The sequence below is a fragment of the Candidatus Thiothrix putei genome (genome assembly GCA_029972225.1).
GTDB classification, from domain to species: Bacteria; Pseudomonadota; Gammaproteobacteria; order Thiotrichales; family Thiotrichaceae; genus Thiothrix; species Thiothrix putei.
The window spans coordinates 3,076,420-3,090,919 of record CP124756.1; the positions used below are offsets into that span (position 1 = coordinate 3,076,420).

The following is a 14,500-nucleotide window of genomic DNA, read 5'->3' on the forward strand; positions in this document are numbered from 1 at the left end:
TATTTCGGGGTATACCGCCAAAGTCGCGGGAACCGAAAAAGGTGTGACTGAGCCAACCGCCACCTTCAGCACGTGCTTTGGCGCACCGTTCATGGCGCTGCACCCTTCTGTGTATGCGGACTTACTGGGTGCAAAAATCAATGAACACGGCGTTTCTTGCTGGTTGGTAAATACGGGCTGGACAGGCGGCGGCTATGGCGTGGGCAAACGCATGAACATTCATCATACCCGTAGCATGGTCAACGCTGCCTTGAATGGTGATTTGGATCAAGTCGCTACCCGTCGTGATGCTATTTTCGGCTTAAACATCCCGGTTGCCTGCCCGAATGTCCCCACGGAAGTGCTGGAACCTTCATCAACATGGGCAGATAAAGCCGTTTATGAAGCCAAAGCCACTTATCTGGCATCGCTGTTCCACGAAAACTTTGCCAAATACAGCGAAGGTGTTGCAGAAACTATCTGTGCTGCCGGGCCATTAAAAGGTCGAGTTTAAATACACAGTGGAGCAGTTGGGGATAGTGCCAGTCAGACTAACTGACTGGCATTACGTAATGCAGGGGGTTATTGCGGTTATAAAACCTTACGATTTTTTCGCAGTATCATCTGCTTTAGCCGCATCACCTTTGCCAAACGGATCAGGGCGCGGTGTATCGTTAGTAGACGGAGGCAAAATCGGCAACTTAATGTCAGGCTGTTTACCTGTCAGGGTTTTCAAGAATGCCACAATGTCAGCCGTTTCAGTGTCAGAGAATTTCTTACCCAACTGAATTTGACCCATGATCGTGACGGCTTCTTCCAACGTTTTCGCAGCACCATCGTGGAAATACGGATACGTCATTTCTACGTTACGCAGTGTAGGCACTTTGAACTTGAAACGGTCAGCATCTTTACCAGTAACCCCCACCAAACCTTCGGCTTTGCTGTCGGTTTTGTACGGTTCAACTGCACCCATTTTCTGGAAGCTGGAGCCACCTACCGCAGGGCCATTGTGGCAAGCCACGCAGCCACTGTCTTTGAACAACTTGTAACCATTGAGTTCTTTGTCATTCATCGCGGTCTCATCACCTTTCAACCAGCGATCAAATTTGGAATCGGGTGTAACCAAGGTTTCTTCAAATGCCGCAATTGCATCTGTCACCATGTCGATGTCGATCGAATCTTTGCCGAATGCCATCTTGAACTCGTCTTTATAGGCAGGAATGGATTCCAAGACACCAATGGCAAGTTCATGCGTGAATGCCATTTCTCCGGGGTTGGCAATCGGACCACCGGCTTGAGCTTTCAAGTCTTTGGCACGCCCGTCCCAAAATTGCGCCACGTTCATGCTGGAATTGAGCACAGTTGGTGAATTGATTGGGCCTTGTTGCCAATGATCGCCGATGGAAGTGGGCAGGTTATCCGTGCCCCCCATGCTCAGGTTGTGGCAAGAGTTGCAGGAAATAAAACCGGACTTGGATAAACGCGGGTCAAAGTATAACTTTTTCCCCAACTCTACCATCGCCTCTTTCGGCACATAAGAAGGTAAGGGTTTAATCGGTTCGTCTTTCACAACGCTGGCTGCTTCTGCCACCTTAGCTGTCTCAGCCTTGGTAGCTGTGTCCGCCCACACAGCAGTGGCAACGCCAAGTGCCAGCAATGAAATCATCAGGGCTTGCGCTTTCATGAGTATCTCCTACTTTTTTGGGTAAATCTTTTGTAGACTCATGTTATCGGGAAGGGCTTTATTCAACTTGATACAGATCAAGTAATTTCCGGTCACATCATAGGGTTTTTAGTTCATCATGATCGGTTTTTTGGGATAATCCGCTATTGTATTCATGCATTTCCCCTGGTATTGGAGCCAATCTTGAAAAAACTTCTGTCCTTTGTATTCAGCATTCTCTTGCTAGGTGGCTGCATCGACCGTTTCGAGGTACAACCGGATAATAAACTGCAAGCCCAACTACCACCGGGCGCACGCATTACCGACGCTGGCACAATGCTGGCACAAGGGCGCGTAGTCGGCGTTAGCGATGGCGATACCTTGACCGTGTTAGCCAGCAACAAACGCAATTACAAAATCCGTTTACAAGGTATTGATGCGCCTGAAACCAAACAAGCGCATGGGCAAAAGTGCAAAGAAATGCTCATGACCCGCGCTGTCAATCTCACTGCTGATGTTGAAGCTTACAAACTCGACCGTTACGGGCGCGTGATTGGCAAAGTCACGGTAGAAGGCAAAGATGTCGCGCTGGAACAAATCAAAGCCGGTTGCGGCTGGCATTATGACGCATACGCTAAAGAACAAAGCTCTGACGATCAAGCCGCGTATGCCGCCGCAGAAAAACAAGCCCGCAAAGCCAAGCGCGGCTTATGGCGCGACAAACAACCGCAAGCGCCGTGGGATTTCCGCAAACAATCATCCAATAAACAATAGACGCGCAACGGCAATACGTAACGCGCCTCATCACCTAAATAATTCCGCTTGTCTGGAGAATATAGCCACTGTCAATACCAAGGAACATAAATATAAGTGACAACAATTAAAACCAAATTAAAACTATTTTTATAATTTAAGAGTATGTGGTCGCACACATTATATCAATGCGGTTATAGAGCGTTATAAATAGGGAGAGGCTTAGGGATACAGCTATCCCATAAGTTTTTATTTATAGGAAATAGCAAGCAAAAGGAGTTTGTTATGTCATCCATTAACGCTCAATTCACATCAGATAAATATATTCCACAAAACCTCGCCACCTCCTCCTATGGCGCCCCCCCCCTCATGGCAACAAAACGCCACATCCGCCATGCAGAGGCAGCCTCCGAATCTGTCAAACAATTCAGAGACACTTAAATCACTGCTCAATATCGTGGCACAACTCCTTCAGTTACTCACACGACAACTGGGAGGTGCTGGTGCTACGGGTGCTACGGGTGCTACGGGTGCTACGGGTGCTACGGGTGCTACGGGTGCTACGGGTGCTACGGGTGCTACGGGTGCTACGGGTGCTACGGGTGCTACGGGTGCTACGGGTGCTACGGGTGCTACGGGTGCTACGGGTGCTACGGGTGCTACGGGTGCTACGGGTGCTACGGGTGCTACGGGTGCTACGGGTGCTACGGGTGCTACGGGTGCTACGGGTGCTACGGGTGCTACGGGTGCTACGGGTGCTACGGGTGCTACGGGTGCTACGGGTGCTACGGGTGCTACGGGTGCTACGGGTGCTACGGGTGCTACGGGTGCTACGGGTGCTACGGGTGCTACGGGTGCTACGGGTGCTACGGGTGCTACGGGTGCTACGGGTGCTACGGGTGCTACGGGTGCTACGGGTGCTACGGGTGCTACGGGTGCTACGGGTGCTACGGGTGCTACGGGTGCTACGGGTGCTACGGGTGCTACGGGTGCTACGGGTGCTACGGGTGCTACGGGTGCTACGGGTGCTACGGGTGCTACGGGTGCTACGGGTGCTACGGGTGCTACGGGTGCTACGGGTGCTATCGACTGTCCAAATCCAATAGCGCCTTGGATTGGCACCAATAACGACGACTTTCGAACAGCCGACCAATGTGGTCAATCATTATCTGGTCGCAATGGTAATGATGTTTTAACCGGCCAACAGAGAGGTGACATCTTGTCTGGTGGAAATGGCTTAGACCGACTATCAGGAGAAGGGGGCAATGACTACCTCTACGGGGGCAATCATGAAGACTGGCTATTCGGTGGCACTGGTACTGATTACCTTGATGGTGGTCCGGGTGATGATATTTTGATAGGAGGCTCCAATGGCAATGAGGAAATACGAGTCGATGGAAAGCTCCAAGGAGAGACACTGAGAGGTGGGGATGGTAACGACAAATTGTATGGTGATGATTATCCAACATCAAATGCAGGAACTTCGGGAGATATTGATGCTGATGGCACTCCTGCCCCTACTTTCCCGAATAATGACATCCTTGAAGGTGGTAACGGTGATGACCTATTGGACGGCGGGTCTGGTAATGACAAGCTGGACGGCGGCGATGATAATGACACCTTATATGGCGGCGTAGGCAATGATGAACTATACGGCGGCGATGGTGATGATCTACTGGATGGGGGATCAGGTAATGACACACTCGAAGGTGGCTACGGAATAGATACAATCATCGGGGGAACAGGCGATGATACCATCAATGAAACTGTAGAAATTGGCATTCCTCCAGGAGAGGGCTTCCACGACAAAATTCAAGCAGCCATTGGCGACCCACAAGCGATACTGGACTTAATGGCAAAGGAAAGAGCGGGAGAAATCAAATTGGAACAAATTGATGGCTCAGTGGGAAATGATACTTTCCATTTGAAGCAGGATCTATTTACTAACGATACTAACGGGCAACCAAAAGCAAATTATCGTGTCATCCACTTTGCCGCAAACACACCAGATGATGAAGCCGTGTTTATTACCAATAACGCCGACAATAATACTTACAAGTTAAAGAACATTGAACGTATCACATTTGGCGTGGACAACTCTCTTAGTCTGCCAATCTTTTTAAGTACTTATGCAAAAGTTTTTCGGAAAAACCACCCATTACAAATCAATCGGTTACGATTGCAAAGTTCCGAGTAACTTATGCCTAAGTACTTAACAACTTACGCTAAAAAAATCAATGCTGACGGCAGCATTGTTTAGTTGTAATTGATTCCTGTATCAAGCCAACATTCTCCTCTATTTTTATGATAGAGGGGAATATTAAACGATAATTTAGCAAACCGGCGTTTTGGCTTTTTCCCCCGCCACTTCACGCACCAATTTCGGCACGAGGAAACCGGGTAACTGTTGGCGCATTTCTTCCAGAATGCTGACAGCCTCACCTTCCGCCACCTCAAAATGCGCCGCCCCCGCCACCCTATCCAACACATGCAAGTAATACGGCAAAACCCGCTCGGCAAACAACGCCTCGCTCAAATCCACTTGTGCCTGCACACTGTCATTCACCCCACGCAATAGCACCGCCTGATTCAACAAGGTCACACCCGCCGAATGCAAAGCGGCTAATGCTTGGCGCACATCGTCTGCTGCTAACTCTTGCGCGTGATTGGCATGAATCACCATGACCACTTGCTGCCGGATACTTGCCAGCACCTGCAAAAATCCCGCATCGATCCGTGACGGCAACACCACCGGCAAGCGGGTATGAAAACGCACACGTTTTACATGAGGGATACCGCTCAACTGCTTGAAAAACAATGCCAAGCGCTCATCAGCAAGTGTCAGCGGATCACCGCCACTCAAAATCACTTCGCACACATCAGGATTGGCACGGATATACGCCAATGCCCCTTCCCATTCGCCCTTCACCGGATTCGCGTCGCTGTACGGAAAATGCCGCCGGAAACAATAACGGCAATGCACCGCACACGCGCCCGTCGTCACCAGTAACACGCGCCCGTGATACTTGTGCAATACACCATCGGCTACCAATGCCTGATTATCACCCACAGGGTCAGCGTGGAAACCCTCCACCACTTGCAACTCAGCATCCAGCGGCAACACCTGACGTAACAGTGGGTCGTTCCAATCGCCATATTTCATCCGAGCGATGTAGCTGTGGGGAACTAGCAGGCGAAACTGGCGAACAGCATCCGTGCTCACATCTCCCCCTTCCAACCCCAACGCTTGCATCAACACCAGTGGATCACGCACCGCACCCGCTAATTCACGCTGCCAAACCGCTACCGGCGTTTGTTTATAAAGCAACATAGGGAATATCCGAATGGTTGAAATCATCGCCCTTGAACAACAACGGCTCACCCGCGTACTTCGCCAGCGCATACGAACAACAGTCACCGATATTCAACGCTGCCCGATGCCTCCCCTTCCCAAACTGCCGCCAGCCTTCGCGAGCAAGTTGCGTCTGTTCGGCATTCATATCCACAATTTCAACTTGTAAGCGGTACAGTAGCAAATCCAGCTCACGCCCACCAGCTTCGCCTTTGCGACTTTCGATCACAATGCTGCATTCCAGTAACGAAAAAGCACTCATCAAACGCTTGGGGTCATCTAAAATGGCTTTGGAAAGGGCTTCAGTTTCTGGTTCACCCAATAAAATGGCGATAATGGCAGACGTATCAATTACCACAAGGTATTTACCCCGTGTTCGTCATAACCGAGGATGTCGTCAGCACTGCGCGTATCCAGATCAGGCAAGGCACTACAGCGCCGCGAAATGACCATAATTTCATCCAGCTTGCCATTCACTCGGCGGAAACGTTGCAGACGCTCCAACTTTTCTTCCAAAGCCATAATAATCGCGGAAGTCATGTTGTAACCCGTCAATTGCGCGATTTCGCGAGCCAACTGTTCGGCGCGTTCGTTGCGAATGCTGAGTGCCATCTCACACCACCGTTGTATTGAATATAAAGGATTGTATATACAATACGACATTATGTGAGTTCATGCCAATTTCTACCTGATTTTTTATCTGGATTCCGGTTATCATAGCGGGCTATTTTGGCTATGAACGATTTTGGAGATGGACAATGGCTACCTATGGTGCAAATGATTTACGGGTTGGTGTGAAAATTATTATCAACGGCGACCCTTACACTGTCGTAGAAAGTGATTTCGTGAAACCCGGCAAAGGGCAAGCCTTCACCCGCGCCCGCGTCCGCAACCTCAAAAGTGGGCGCACCATTGAGCAAACCTTCAAATCCACGGAAACAGTCGAAGGGGCTGACGTTGAAGACCGTGATATGGAATACCTCTATACCGACGGCAGCGTCTGGACATTCATGGATAGCAGCTCCTTTGAACAGCTCGAAGCCGGTGAAACCGCGATGGGTGATGCCGTCAAGTGGCTCAAGGGCAATGAAAAATGCGTCGTCACCTTGTGGAACGGCGTACCGCTTCAAGTCACTGCCCCTAACTTTGCCGAACTGAAAATCACCCAAACCGACCCCGGTGTCCGTGGTGATACCGCGACCGGTGGCACTAAGCCTGCCACGCTCGAAACCGGCGCTGTCGTCAAAGTGCCGCTTTACATGGAAGAAGGCGAAATCCTCAAAATCGACACCCGTACTGGCGAATACGTTTCCCGCGTCAAAGCGTGAATCTAGCGGCTTTGCACGAACGCGCATCCCTGAACCAGCAGGTGCGCGTTTTTTTTGCCGAACGCAAGGTGCTGGAAGTTGAAACCCCAGCACTCTCGCAAGCGGGCAACACCGACCCCTTCATTGACAGCTTCAGCGTCAACACGCCACAGGGTTTGCGCTATTTACACACTTCGCCGGAATACCCGATGAAACGCTTGCTGGTCGCGGGGGCGGGTGATATTTACCAACTCTGCAAAGTGTGGCGGCGTGATGAAAGCGGCAAACGCCATAACCCCGAATTCACCCTACTGGAATGGTATCGGCTCGGCTTCACTTGGCAACAATTGATGCACGAAGTCGCTGATTTATTACACATACTGATTCCGCACCTGCAAAAACCCCCGCGTTTTTGCAGTTATCGTGAGGCATTCCTTGAAAGCGTGCAGCTTGATCCCCATCTTGCCACAGAAGCCCAATTGTCGGCTTGTGCGCAAGCTCACGGCATCGCCATCAGCGGTGACATGCCAGTGCAAGCTTGGCGGGATTTGCTGTTAACGCATTGTGTGGAACCGCAATTCCCTACCGACCGATTGACGTTTCTGTACCATTACCCAGCCAGTCAATCTGCGCTGGCAACCATACAGCAGGTGGATGGGCAGGCGGTTGCGGAACGTTTCGAGGTGTATTTAGGTGCATTGGAGCTTGGCAATGGTTATCAGGAACAAACCGATTCAGCGCAGAATCGCTTAATTCTGGTACAAGATGCGCACACTCGCGGGCATGACATCCCTGTTGATGAACGTTTTCTTGCGGCACTCGAACACGGCTTGCCAGAATGCGCAGGCGTTGCCCTCGGTATCGACCGGATTCTGCTGTGCAGGATGCAACGCGATGACCTGAAACAGGTTATCGCTTTTTCATGGGAGGTGGCATAATAGCCGCCGACAATAACAGTCAAGGAGATTGAACGTGGACTTTCTGATATCTAACGCTCATGCCGAAGGTGCAGCCGCACCCGCAGGTGGTGGCATCGAAATGTTGCTGATGATGGGCGTATTTTTCGCCATTATGTATTTCATGATTATTCGCCCGCAGCAAAAGCGTGCCAAAGAACACAAGATGATGATCGAATCCCTCGGCAAAGGCGATGAAATCGTTACCGGTGGCGGCGTGATTGGTAAAATTGCTGGCTTAGGTGATAGCTTCGTCGACTTGACAGTTGCGGATAATGTCACCATCAAAGTACAAAAACAGGCTGTTGCTTCTGTCCTGCCCAAAGGCACGATGAAAGGCGCATAAACGGTAAGTGGGGGGATTTTCCCCCTCACCTCCAACCCACACGGAATCCTATAACAATGAATCGCTATCCACTCTGGAAGTACCTCATGATCGCAGTCGTGCTGCTGATTGGGGTTATCTACTCTGTTCCCAACTTTTTCCCCTCCGAACCGGCGGTGCAATTAAGCCCTAAAACCGAACAGGCTATCGACCCGGCAACCATGCAGCGCTTCGAGCAAGCGTTACAGGCGCAAGGCTTAACCATTCGCGCCAGTGAGAACAACGGTCAACAAGCCTTATTCCGCTTTGAAGACACCGATGTGCAACTCAAAGCGTCGGAAGCCTTGAAAGAAGCGGTCGGCGATCAGTTTGTGGTAGCACTCAACCTTGCCCCTTCCACCCCAAGCTGGTTACGTGCCTTGAATGCTAACCCGATGTTTTTAGGGTTGGATTTGCGCGGCGGGGTACATTTCCTCATGGAAGTGGACATGAAAGCAGCGCTGGATAAGCAGATTGACCGCTACGAAGACGAATTCCGTGATTTCCTGCGCGAACAAGACATCAAATATCTGGGCATTGCCCGCGAAGGTGACACCGTACTGGCAAAATTCCGCGACGCTGCCAGCCGTGATGCCGCCATGGCAGCACTTGGCAAGGAATACCAGAATAGCCTGCAATTCACCGCACTGCCCGACACTAACGATTTGCAAGCCAGTATTTCACAAACCGCGATGCTGGACATTCAAAAATTTGCCCTGCAACAAAATATCACCACCCTGCGCAAGCGCGTTAATGAGTTAGGGGTTTCCGAGCCAGTTATCCAGCAACAAGGCGCTAACCGCATCGTGGTGCAACTCCCCGGTGTGCAAGATACCGCCCGTGCCAAAGAAATTCTGGGCGCAACCGCCACCCTCGAATTCCGTTTGGTCGATGAACAAAATGACCCAACGCAAGCGCAACAAAGTGGGCGTGCACCGCTTGGTTCGCAGCTTTATAAAGAGCGTAATGGCGACCCTATTCTACTGAAGCGACAAGTGATGCTGACTGGGGATTACATCATTGATGCCTCTTCGGGCTTTGATGACAAAAGCCGTCCTGCGGTACATATTACCCTCGATGGCAAAGGGGCAGCTCGTTTCAACAAAGTCACCGGTGAAAACGTCCAAAAACTCATGGGTGTGGTCTTCATTGAAACCAAAATCGAGAGCCAAACCGTCGATGGGCAAACAGTCAAAACCAGCAAAACCACCCAGGAAGTCATCAACGTTGCCCGCATTCAAGAGCAATTGGGGAAACGTTTCCAGATTACCGGGTTGGACTCCCCCAAAGAAGCACGTGACCTTGCCTTATTGCTGCGTGCCGGTGCATTAGCCGCGCCGGTTTATATCGTGGAAGAACGTACCGTTGGCCCTAGCATGGGTAAAGAAAATATCGAAAAGGGCTTTAACTCCAATCTGTGGGGGTTTGCAGCAGTGGTGTTATTCATGGTGGTTTACTACCGTGTTTTTGGCGTTATTTCCAGCGTGGCGTTGGCTATTAACGGCTTTTTCCTGTTTGCACTGCTTTCCATGATTCAGGCAACCCTGACATTACCAGGGTTGGCGGGTATCGCTTTGACACTCGGTATGGCGATTGATGCCAACGTATTGATTAACGAACGTATCCGTGAGGAATTACGTGCGGGTGCTTCGCCACAAGTCGCTATCAATATCGGCTATGAGCGTGCTTGGGGTACGATTATTGACTCTAACTTGACGACGTTGATTGCCGGTATTGCGCTATTTTTATTGGGTTCCGGCCCGATTAAAGGCTTTGCCGTGGTGCTGTGTTTGGGGATTCTGACCTCCATGTTCAGTGCGGTAACCGTGTCACGGGCGATGGTTAACCTCGTCTACGGTTACAAACCACGTCTGCAAAAATTGGCGATTTAAGGGGCTACACCATGATTGAGTTATTTCCATTTAAAAAAGCCATTCCGTTTATGCGGTACGGCAAAACCACGACGGCTATTTCACTGGCAACGTTTGTGTTCTCGGTATTCGCACTGTTTTTCTACGGTCTGAATCTGGGGGTCGACTTCACTGGCGGTACGGTGATGGAGGTGCGCTACGCACAGGCTGCGCCTATCGACACCATTCGTGAAGCCATCAAAGCCACCGGCTATCATGAGGTAGCGGTGCAAAACTTTGGCTCGACACAGGATGTGTTGATCCGTTTGCCATTGAAAGAAGGCGTTTCCAGTGCTCAAGTCAGTGAGCAAATCATGAGCGTGCTGAAAACCGGAACACCCGATGTCACGCTCAGTAAGGTCGATTTCGTCGGTGGGCAAGTCGGGCAGGAACTGTATGAAAACGGTGGTTTAGCCCTGATTTTAGTCGCGGCTGGCATTATTATTTACTTGGCATTTCGCTTTGAATGGCGCTTTGCAGTTTCCGCTGCGATTGCCAACCTGCATGACGTGGTAATCATTCTTGGCTTATTTGCGTTCTTCCAATGGCAGTTTGACTTGACGGTTCTGGCGGGTATTTTGGCGGTACTGGGCTATTCAGTGAACGAATCGGTGGTGGTATTTGACCGAATTCGGGAAAACATCCGCACCATGCGCGATGAAACCATCCCGGACATTATCGACAGTGCGATTACCAGTACTATGTCACGTACCATTATTACGCACGTATCGACCCAGATCATGGTGTTGGCGATGCTGTGGTTTGGCGGCGAAGCCTTGCATAACTTTGCGCTGGCATTGACTATCGGGATTATGTTTGGGATTTACTCATCAGTATTGGTGGCCTCCCCGCTACTGCTACTATTCGGCCTCAAACGCGAACACATGATCCCACCAGAGAAAGAAAAAATCGAAGGCATGAACGCGGATGGCTCCGTGGTCTAACCTTTGCCTTTATCCTTGGGGGATAACTCAGTAGAGTTGCCCCCAAGTTCCTAAACGAAGGTCATCTATAAATCAGACAAATAAACTGTCCCAGACTGTACGTTCATGACGGTAATGCATTAACGCATGAATAATCTGCTGCTTACGCCCCTTTCGGTGTGTCAGCGATTGTATTTGCTGCCAAGCAATGGCTTCATCCCCGAAATTGTGCTCGATATTGTACAGAAACTGTTCGATATGACGTAAAGCGGGCATTTCTTCCCAATAATGCTGCTCCTTGAGCCAAGCAACAAGCGCATGGCAACGCTGGTTCACTGCTACGTGTTTTGTTTGGTACAAAGCTAATAGCTCAGCCTCTACTTTATCAACGACTGTTTGCAAGCATTCTTTATTGCTTAATTGTTCCAAGTCATACTGCTTCAGCCATTCCACGACCGAAAATAACATTAAGTCACCAAAAAACTGACGCTCAAATTCATTAGAAATGTCAATCAGTGCATCGTGCTGCTGTTCCACACCGGGGCGAAAATCATCCTGTAAATCCGTCTCAGAAGTACGCCTGTGTAACATAGGCAGATTGGCTGAAACAAAACGCGCACCAATTTCAGCCTGAATCAAACGCCCCGCCGTTGGTCCCGACATCCGTAAACGTAAGTGCCCGAAAGGAATGATGTATTTCAACCCATCGAAATTCACAATGTAATTACCCGGATAAATCGTGCGTGCCGGGACTAGTGCAAGCGGTTCTTCAGTCAGTTGGAAAGCAGTTTTACGTGTCAGGTGCTCACCAAAGAAAAATGCCTGCAAACGCGCCGCAAACGTATCAAGACACGCATGATGGTCATGCTCCCCTGCAAGCGGGCAACGGTACTCGAAAACAGTCGCCTGCTGCTCAAGCCCGAACAGTTTCGCCAAATCGTGGTAAGCAGCATCCCCAGGTAACGGCGTATCGCGATGAAACCGGCACGCCTCGCGTATTTCATAGGTAGCAATTTCATGCAAAAATGCGGTGACATCCTCCAAAAAATTCGCCGCCATGACCGCTGGTGATACCGGTGGATCACCCACCAGCTTACCCGTCAGCATCAGGGTATCCGTGGTTCGGAAAATACGGTCGATAGCATGAAAATAATCAATTTCTGGCAGAAATGACTGGTCGCTATCCACCAAATAATACAAAGTACGGGCTTTATCCTGCGTCATCGACAGCATTTTCAGATAACTGAGGTTGCGGTTGGCAGCTTGCCCTTTCAGGTAAAAACGTTCGGCAGGCTGGGTAGTCAGCAAATGTCCCAAGTGTTGGCGTTGCGCATCGGGAATCGCTTGCAGCATTTGATACTGTTCGGCTTGGTCGAAATGGATGACCGTTAACCCTTTCTCCGCATACGCTGCCACCAATGCCTTATGCTGTGCAATATGATGGGGTTCACGGCTGTCCTCAGCCACCACAATGCTAATACTGCCAGCATAGCCATAGCGGGCAATTTGCTGGTAAATACTCTCTAAACAGTTGCGTAAATGTGCAGGGCGACCCGCCACCGGGATACTGAGAACAAAGGCATGATTTGCCGACATGACAACCTCAACGGCGCGAAGAATAATTGGGGTAAGCATCCTGATCGATGAATAACTCGATCAGGTTAATACCGCGATGGAAATCGACTTGCGCAAAAACACTCTCACAATCTACTGATGTTTTAACACTGAAGTGATTGATACCAAAAGATTTTGCCAATAAGGAATAATCCGGGTTCTGAAAGTCACAATCCAGAAAACGCTGTGCATATTGCTGGTGCTGATTTTTACGGATCAACCCCAAAGTCTGATTATTGAACAGAATAATAGTGAGAGGGATGTGGTAGTTCACGGCAGTCATGATTTCCATGCAACACATTTGGAAGCCACCATCTCCCAAAATCGCAAAAATGGGTTTATTCAAGGTAAAACGTGCCCCAATCGCAGCAGGAATGGCATGACCCAATGACGATACGCCCGTATTCGGTACAAATAAATCACACGCTTTTACCCGATAAAAATTTTGCGCGAATATAATATTGTCATCGACCAATACAATACCTTCATCGAACTGCTGTTCTAGCCGTGCAAACAGTGCTTTAACCAAGGCGAATTTATGACCGAATATAACCGTACCTTCTGCTTCATTTTTAGCGTCAATACGGCGTTTGAAAGCAGCAATATCAGGGCAGGGTTTTGGCTCAAGCCCCTGTGGCACGCAATAGGCATTCAGTGCCGCCAGAAAATCCCCCAGATCAGACTGAATCGCTAAATCGGCCTTAAAGACTTTTTCAAGTTGTGCCACGTTACGGTCAACCTGAATAATTTTGCTGGGATTTAATACACCCTGCTTCCAGACATAACTGGTGCGTTCGTTGAAACTAGCCCCTAACAGGATAATCAAATCAGCTTCCTGCATGAAGTAATGCATGGCATGACCGCTAGAGGTGACACCCAGACTGCCTAGTGACAGCGCAGAACGTTCATCCATAGCGCCCTTGCCTTTCAAGCTGGTGGCGACGGGAATATTGAGATGCTCACTGAATTTATGTAACTCAGCACGGGCTTGAGCAGATTGCAAACAACCATAACCAGCAAGAATCACCGGGCATCGGGCTTGACGGATCATCTCAGCACATTGTTCCAGCACAGAAGGGATTATGTGCAGCTTAGGGAGCGGTTTAAGTGTCGGTAATTGTTCCAGAATCGTAGCATCCACCCATTCTTTTTGCACATTGACGGGGATGCTTAGCACCACAGGGCCAGGTACATCAGAAACCAGTTGCCTTGCGGCTTGATTCAATACATTGGTGAGGTAGTCGGTGCGCTCGATTAACTTATGGTAACGGGTTACACCAGAAAACAAGGCAGTTTGGTCAATACTGCCCCCCTCCCCTGAACTTTCCTGCAAACCGCCACGCCCGAAAATATGGGTAGGCGCTTCGCCGGTAATCACAATCATCGGCAATTTATCAGCGTAGGCATTGGCAATACCGGTAATCAAATTACTGGCTCCGGGGCCTGCGGTCGTGATGCAAGCACCAATACGCCCGCTCACCCGCGCATAACCGCCCGCCATAAAAGCAGCACCTTGCTCATGCTTGACCAGCACCGTCTGAATACCGGAGCCATAAAGATCATCGTATACGGGAAGGATGTGTGCACCGGGCATCCCGAAAATCGTTTCCACACCTAACTGTTGCAGGAACTTAACGATAAGTTGACTAACCTGAATTTGCATGAAAACTACCTGTGCC

At 49.9% G+C, this 14,500-nt stretch carries 15 protein-coding genes; 9 read left to right on the plus strand and 6 right to left on the minus strand.

Annotated features, from left to right (window positions below):
• The first annotated feature begins 43 nt into the window (after positions 1–43).
• Entirely contained in the window at positions 44–493 is a 450-nt protein-coding gene (locus tag QJT81_15775) for a phosphoenolpyruvate carboxykinase (ATP) (GenBank protein WGZ93256.1), read from the plus strand.
• Positions 494–580: 87 nt separating this feature from the next.
• On the opposite strand, the gene QJT81_15780 is transcribed toward QJT81_15775, so the two are convergent.
• Positions 581–1,663, minus strand: a complete 1,083-nt coding sequence (locus QJT81_15780; GenBank protein WGZ93257.1) for a cytochrome-c peroxidase — start codon at positions 1,661–1,663, stop codon at positions 581–583.
• A gap of 183 nt (positions 1,664–1,846) precedes the next feature.
• Here QJT81_15780 and QJT81_15785 point away from each other — a divergent pair, with 183 nt between their 5' ends.
• The 3 genes from QJT81_15785 (at position 1,847) to QJT81_15795 (ending at position 4,592) form a co-directional block, all read left to right on the plus strand.
• Positions 1,847–2,416 carry a thermonuclease family protein gene (locus tag QJT81_15785; GenBank protein ID WGZ93258.1) on the plus strand — a complete coding sequence of 190 codons (570 nt, stop codon included), beginning with the start codon at positions 1,847–1,849 and terminating at the stop codon, positions 2,414–2,416.
• Positions 2,417–2,898: 482 nt separating this feature from the next.
• On the plus strand, positions 2,899–3,501 hold the full coding sequence (locus tag QJT81_15790; protein ID WGZ93259.1) for a hypothetical protein: 603 nt from the start codon (positions 2,899–2,901) through the stop codon (positions 3,499–3,501).
• 113 nt (positions 3,502–3,614) lie between these two features.
• Positions 3,615–4,592 carry a calcium-binding protein gene (locus tag QJT81_15795; protein WGZ93260.1) on the plus strand — a complete coding sequence of 326 codons (978 nt, stop codon included), beginning with the start codon at positions 3,615–3,617 and terminating at the stop codon, positions 4,590–4,592.
• Between the two features lie 135 nt (positions 4,593–4,727).
• On the opposite strand, the gene epmB is transcribed toward QJT81_15795, so the two are convergent.
• The 3 genes from epmB to QJT81_15810 are packed head-to-tail and all read right to left on the minus strand — an operon-like array spanning position 4,728 to position 6,359.
• Positions 4,728–5,726 (minus strand): EF-P beta-lysylation protein EpmB, encoded by a 999-nt coding sequence (epmB, locus tag QJT81_15800; GenBank protein ID WGZ93261.1) that lies wholly within the window; start codon positions 5,724–5,726, stop codon positions 4,728–4,730.
• Complete coding sequence (locus QJT81_15805) at positions 5,713–6,105, minus strand: type II toxin-antitoxin system VapC family toxin (protein WGZ93262.1); 393 nt, start codon at positions 6,103–6,105, stop codon at positions 5,713–5,715. Before QJT81_15805 ends, epmB begins: the two co-directional genes overlap by 14 nt.
• Positions 6,099–6,359: a type II toxin-antitoxin system VapB family antitoxin gene (locus tag QJT81_15810; protein WGZ93263.1), complete on the minus strand. Its 261-nt coding sequence runs from the start codon at positions 6,357–6,359 to the stop codon at positions 6,099–6,101. The genes QJT81_15805 and QJT81_15810 overlap by 7 nt, the downstream gene beginning before the upstream one ends.
• A gap of 146 nt (positions 6,360–6,505) precedes the next feature.
• Here QJT81_15810 and efp point away from each other — a divergent pair, with 146 nt between their 5' ends.
• The 5 genes from efp to secF are packed head-to-tail and all read left to right on the plus strand — an operon-like array spanning position 6,506 to position 11,228.
• Positions 6,506–7,075, plus strand: a complete 570-nt coding sequence (efp, locus tag QJT81_15815; protein WGZ93264.1) for an elongation factor P — start codon at positions 6,506–6,508, stop codon at positions 7,073–7,075.
• Positions 7,072–7,992, plus strand: coding sequence for an EF-P lysine aminoacylase EpmA (gene epmA, locus QJT81_15820; protein ID WGZ93265.1), 921 nt, complete (start codon positions 7,072–7,074; stop codon positions 7,990–7,992). The genes efp and epmA overlap by 4 nt, the downstream gene beginning before the upstream one ends.
• A gap of 34 nt (positions 7,993–8,026) precedes the next feature.
• Entirely contained in the window at positions 8,027–8,356 is a 330-nt protein-coding gene (gene yajC, locus QJT81_15825) for a preprotein translocase subunit YajC (GenBank protein WGZ93266.1), read from the plus strand.
• A gap of 56 nt (positions 8,357–8,412) precedes the next feature.
• Positions 8,413–10,266: a protein translocase subunit SecD gene (gene secD / locus QJT81_15830; protein WGZ93267.1), complete on the plus strand. Its 1,854-nt coding sequence runs from the start codon at positions 8,413–8,415 to the stop codon at positions 10,264–10,266.
• Between the two features lie 11 nt (positions 10,267–10,277).
• Entirely contained in the window at positions 10,278–11,228 is a 951-nt protein-coding gene (secF, locus tag QJT81_15835; GenBank protein WGZ93268.1) for a protein translocase subunit SecF, read from the plus strand.
• A 72-nt stretch (positions 11,229–11,300) separates the two neighbouring features.
• Here the strand turns inward: secF and QJT81_15840 are convergent, their stop codons facing one another.
• Complete coding sequence (locus QJT81_15840; GenBank protein WGZ93269.1) at positions 11,301–12,803, minus strand: hypothetical protein; 1,503 nt, start codon at positions 12,801–12,803, stop codon at positions 11,301–11,303.
• Positions 12,804–12,810: 7 nt separating this feature from the next.
• Positions 12,811–14,484 (minus strand): thiamine pyrophosphate-binding protein, encoded by a 1,674-nt coding sequence (locus tag QJT81_15845; GenBank protein WGZ93270.1) that lies wholly within the window; start codon positions 14,482–14,484, stop codon positions 12,811–12,813.
• Between the last annotated feature and the right edge of the window lie 16 nt (positions 14,485–14,500).

What these genes read in the sequence shown, in the direction of transcription:
- secD (WGZ93267.1), top strand. Translation starts at nt 8,413, where the DNA reads ATGAATCGCTATCCACTCTGGAAGTACCTCATGATCGCAGTCGTGCTG.
- QJT81_15780 (WGZ93257.1), bottom strand. Translation starts at nt 1,663, where the DNA reads ATGAAAGCGCAAGCCCTGATGATTTCATTGCTGGCACTTGGCGTTGCC.
- efp (WGZ93264.1), top strand. Translation starts at nt 6,506, where the DNA reads ATGGCTACCTATGGTGCAAATGATTTACGGGTTGGTGTGAAAATTATT.
- secF (WGZ93268.1), top strand. Translation starts at nt 10,278, where the DNA reads ATGATTGAGTTATTTCCATTTAAAAAAGCCATTCCGTTTATGCGGTAC.
- QJT81_15810 (WGZ93263.1), bottom strand. Translation starts at nt 6,359, where the DNA reads ATGGCACTCAGCATTCGCAACGAACGCGCCGAACAGTTGGCTCGCGAA.
- QJT81_15840 (WGZ93269.1), bottom strand. Translation starts at nt 12,803, where the DNA reads ATGTCGGCAAATCATGCCTTTGTTCTCAGTATCCCGGTGGCGGGTCGC.
- epmB (WGZ93261.1), bottom strand. Translation starts at nt 5,726, where the DNA reads ATGTTGCTTTATAAACAAACGCCGGTAGCGGTTTGGCAGCGTGAATTA.
- QJT81_15845 (WGZ93270.1), bottom strand. Translation starts at nt 14,484, where the DNA reads ATGCAAATTCAGGTTAGTCAACTTATCGTTAAGTTCCTGCAACAGTTA.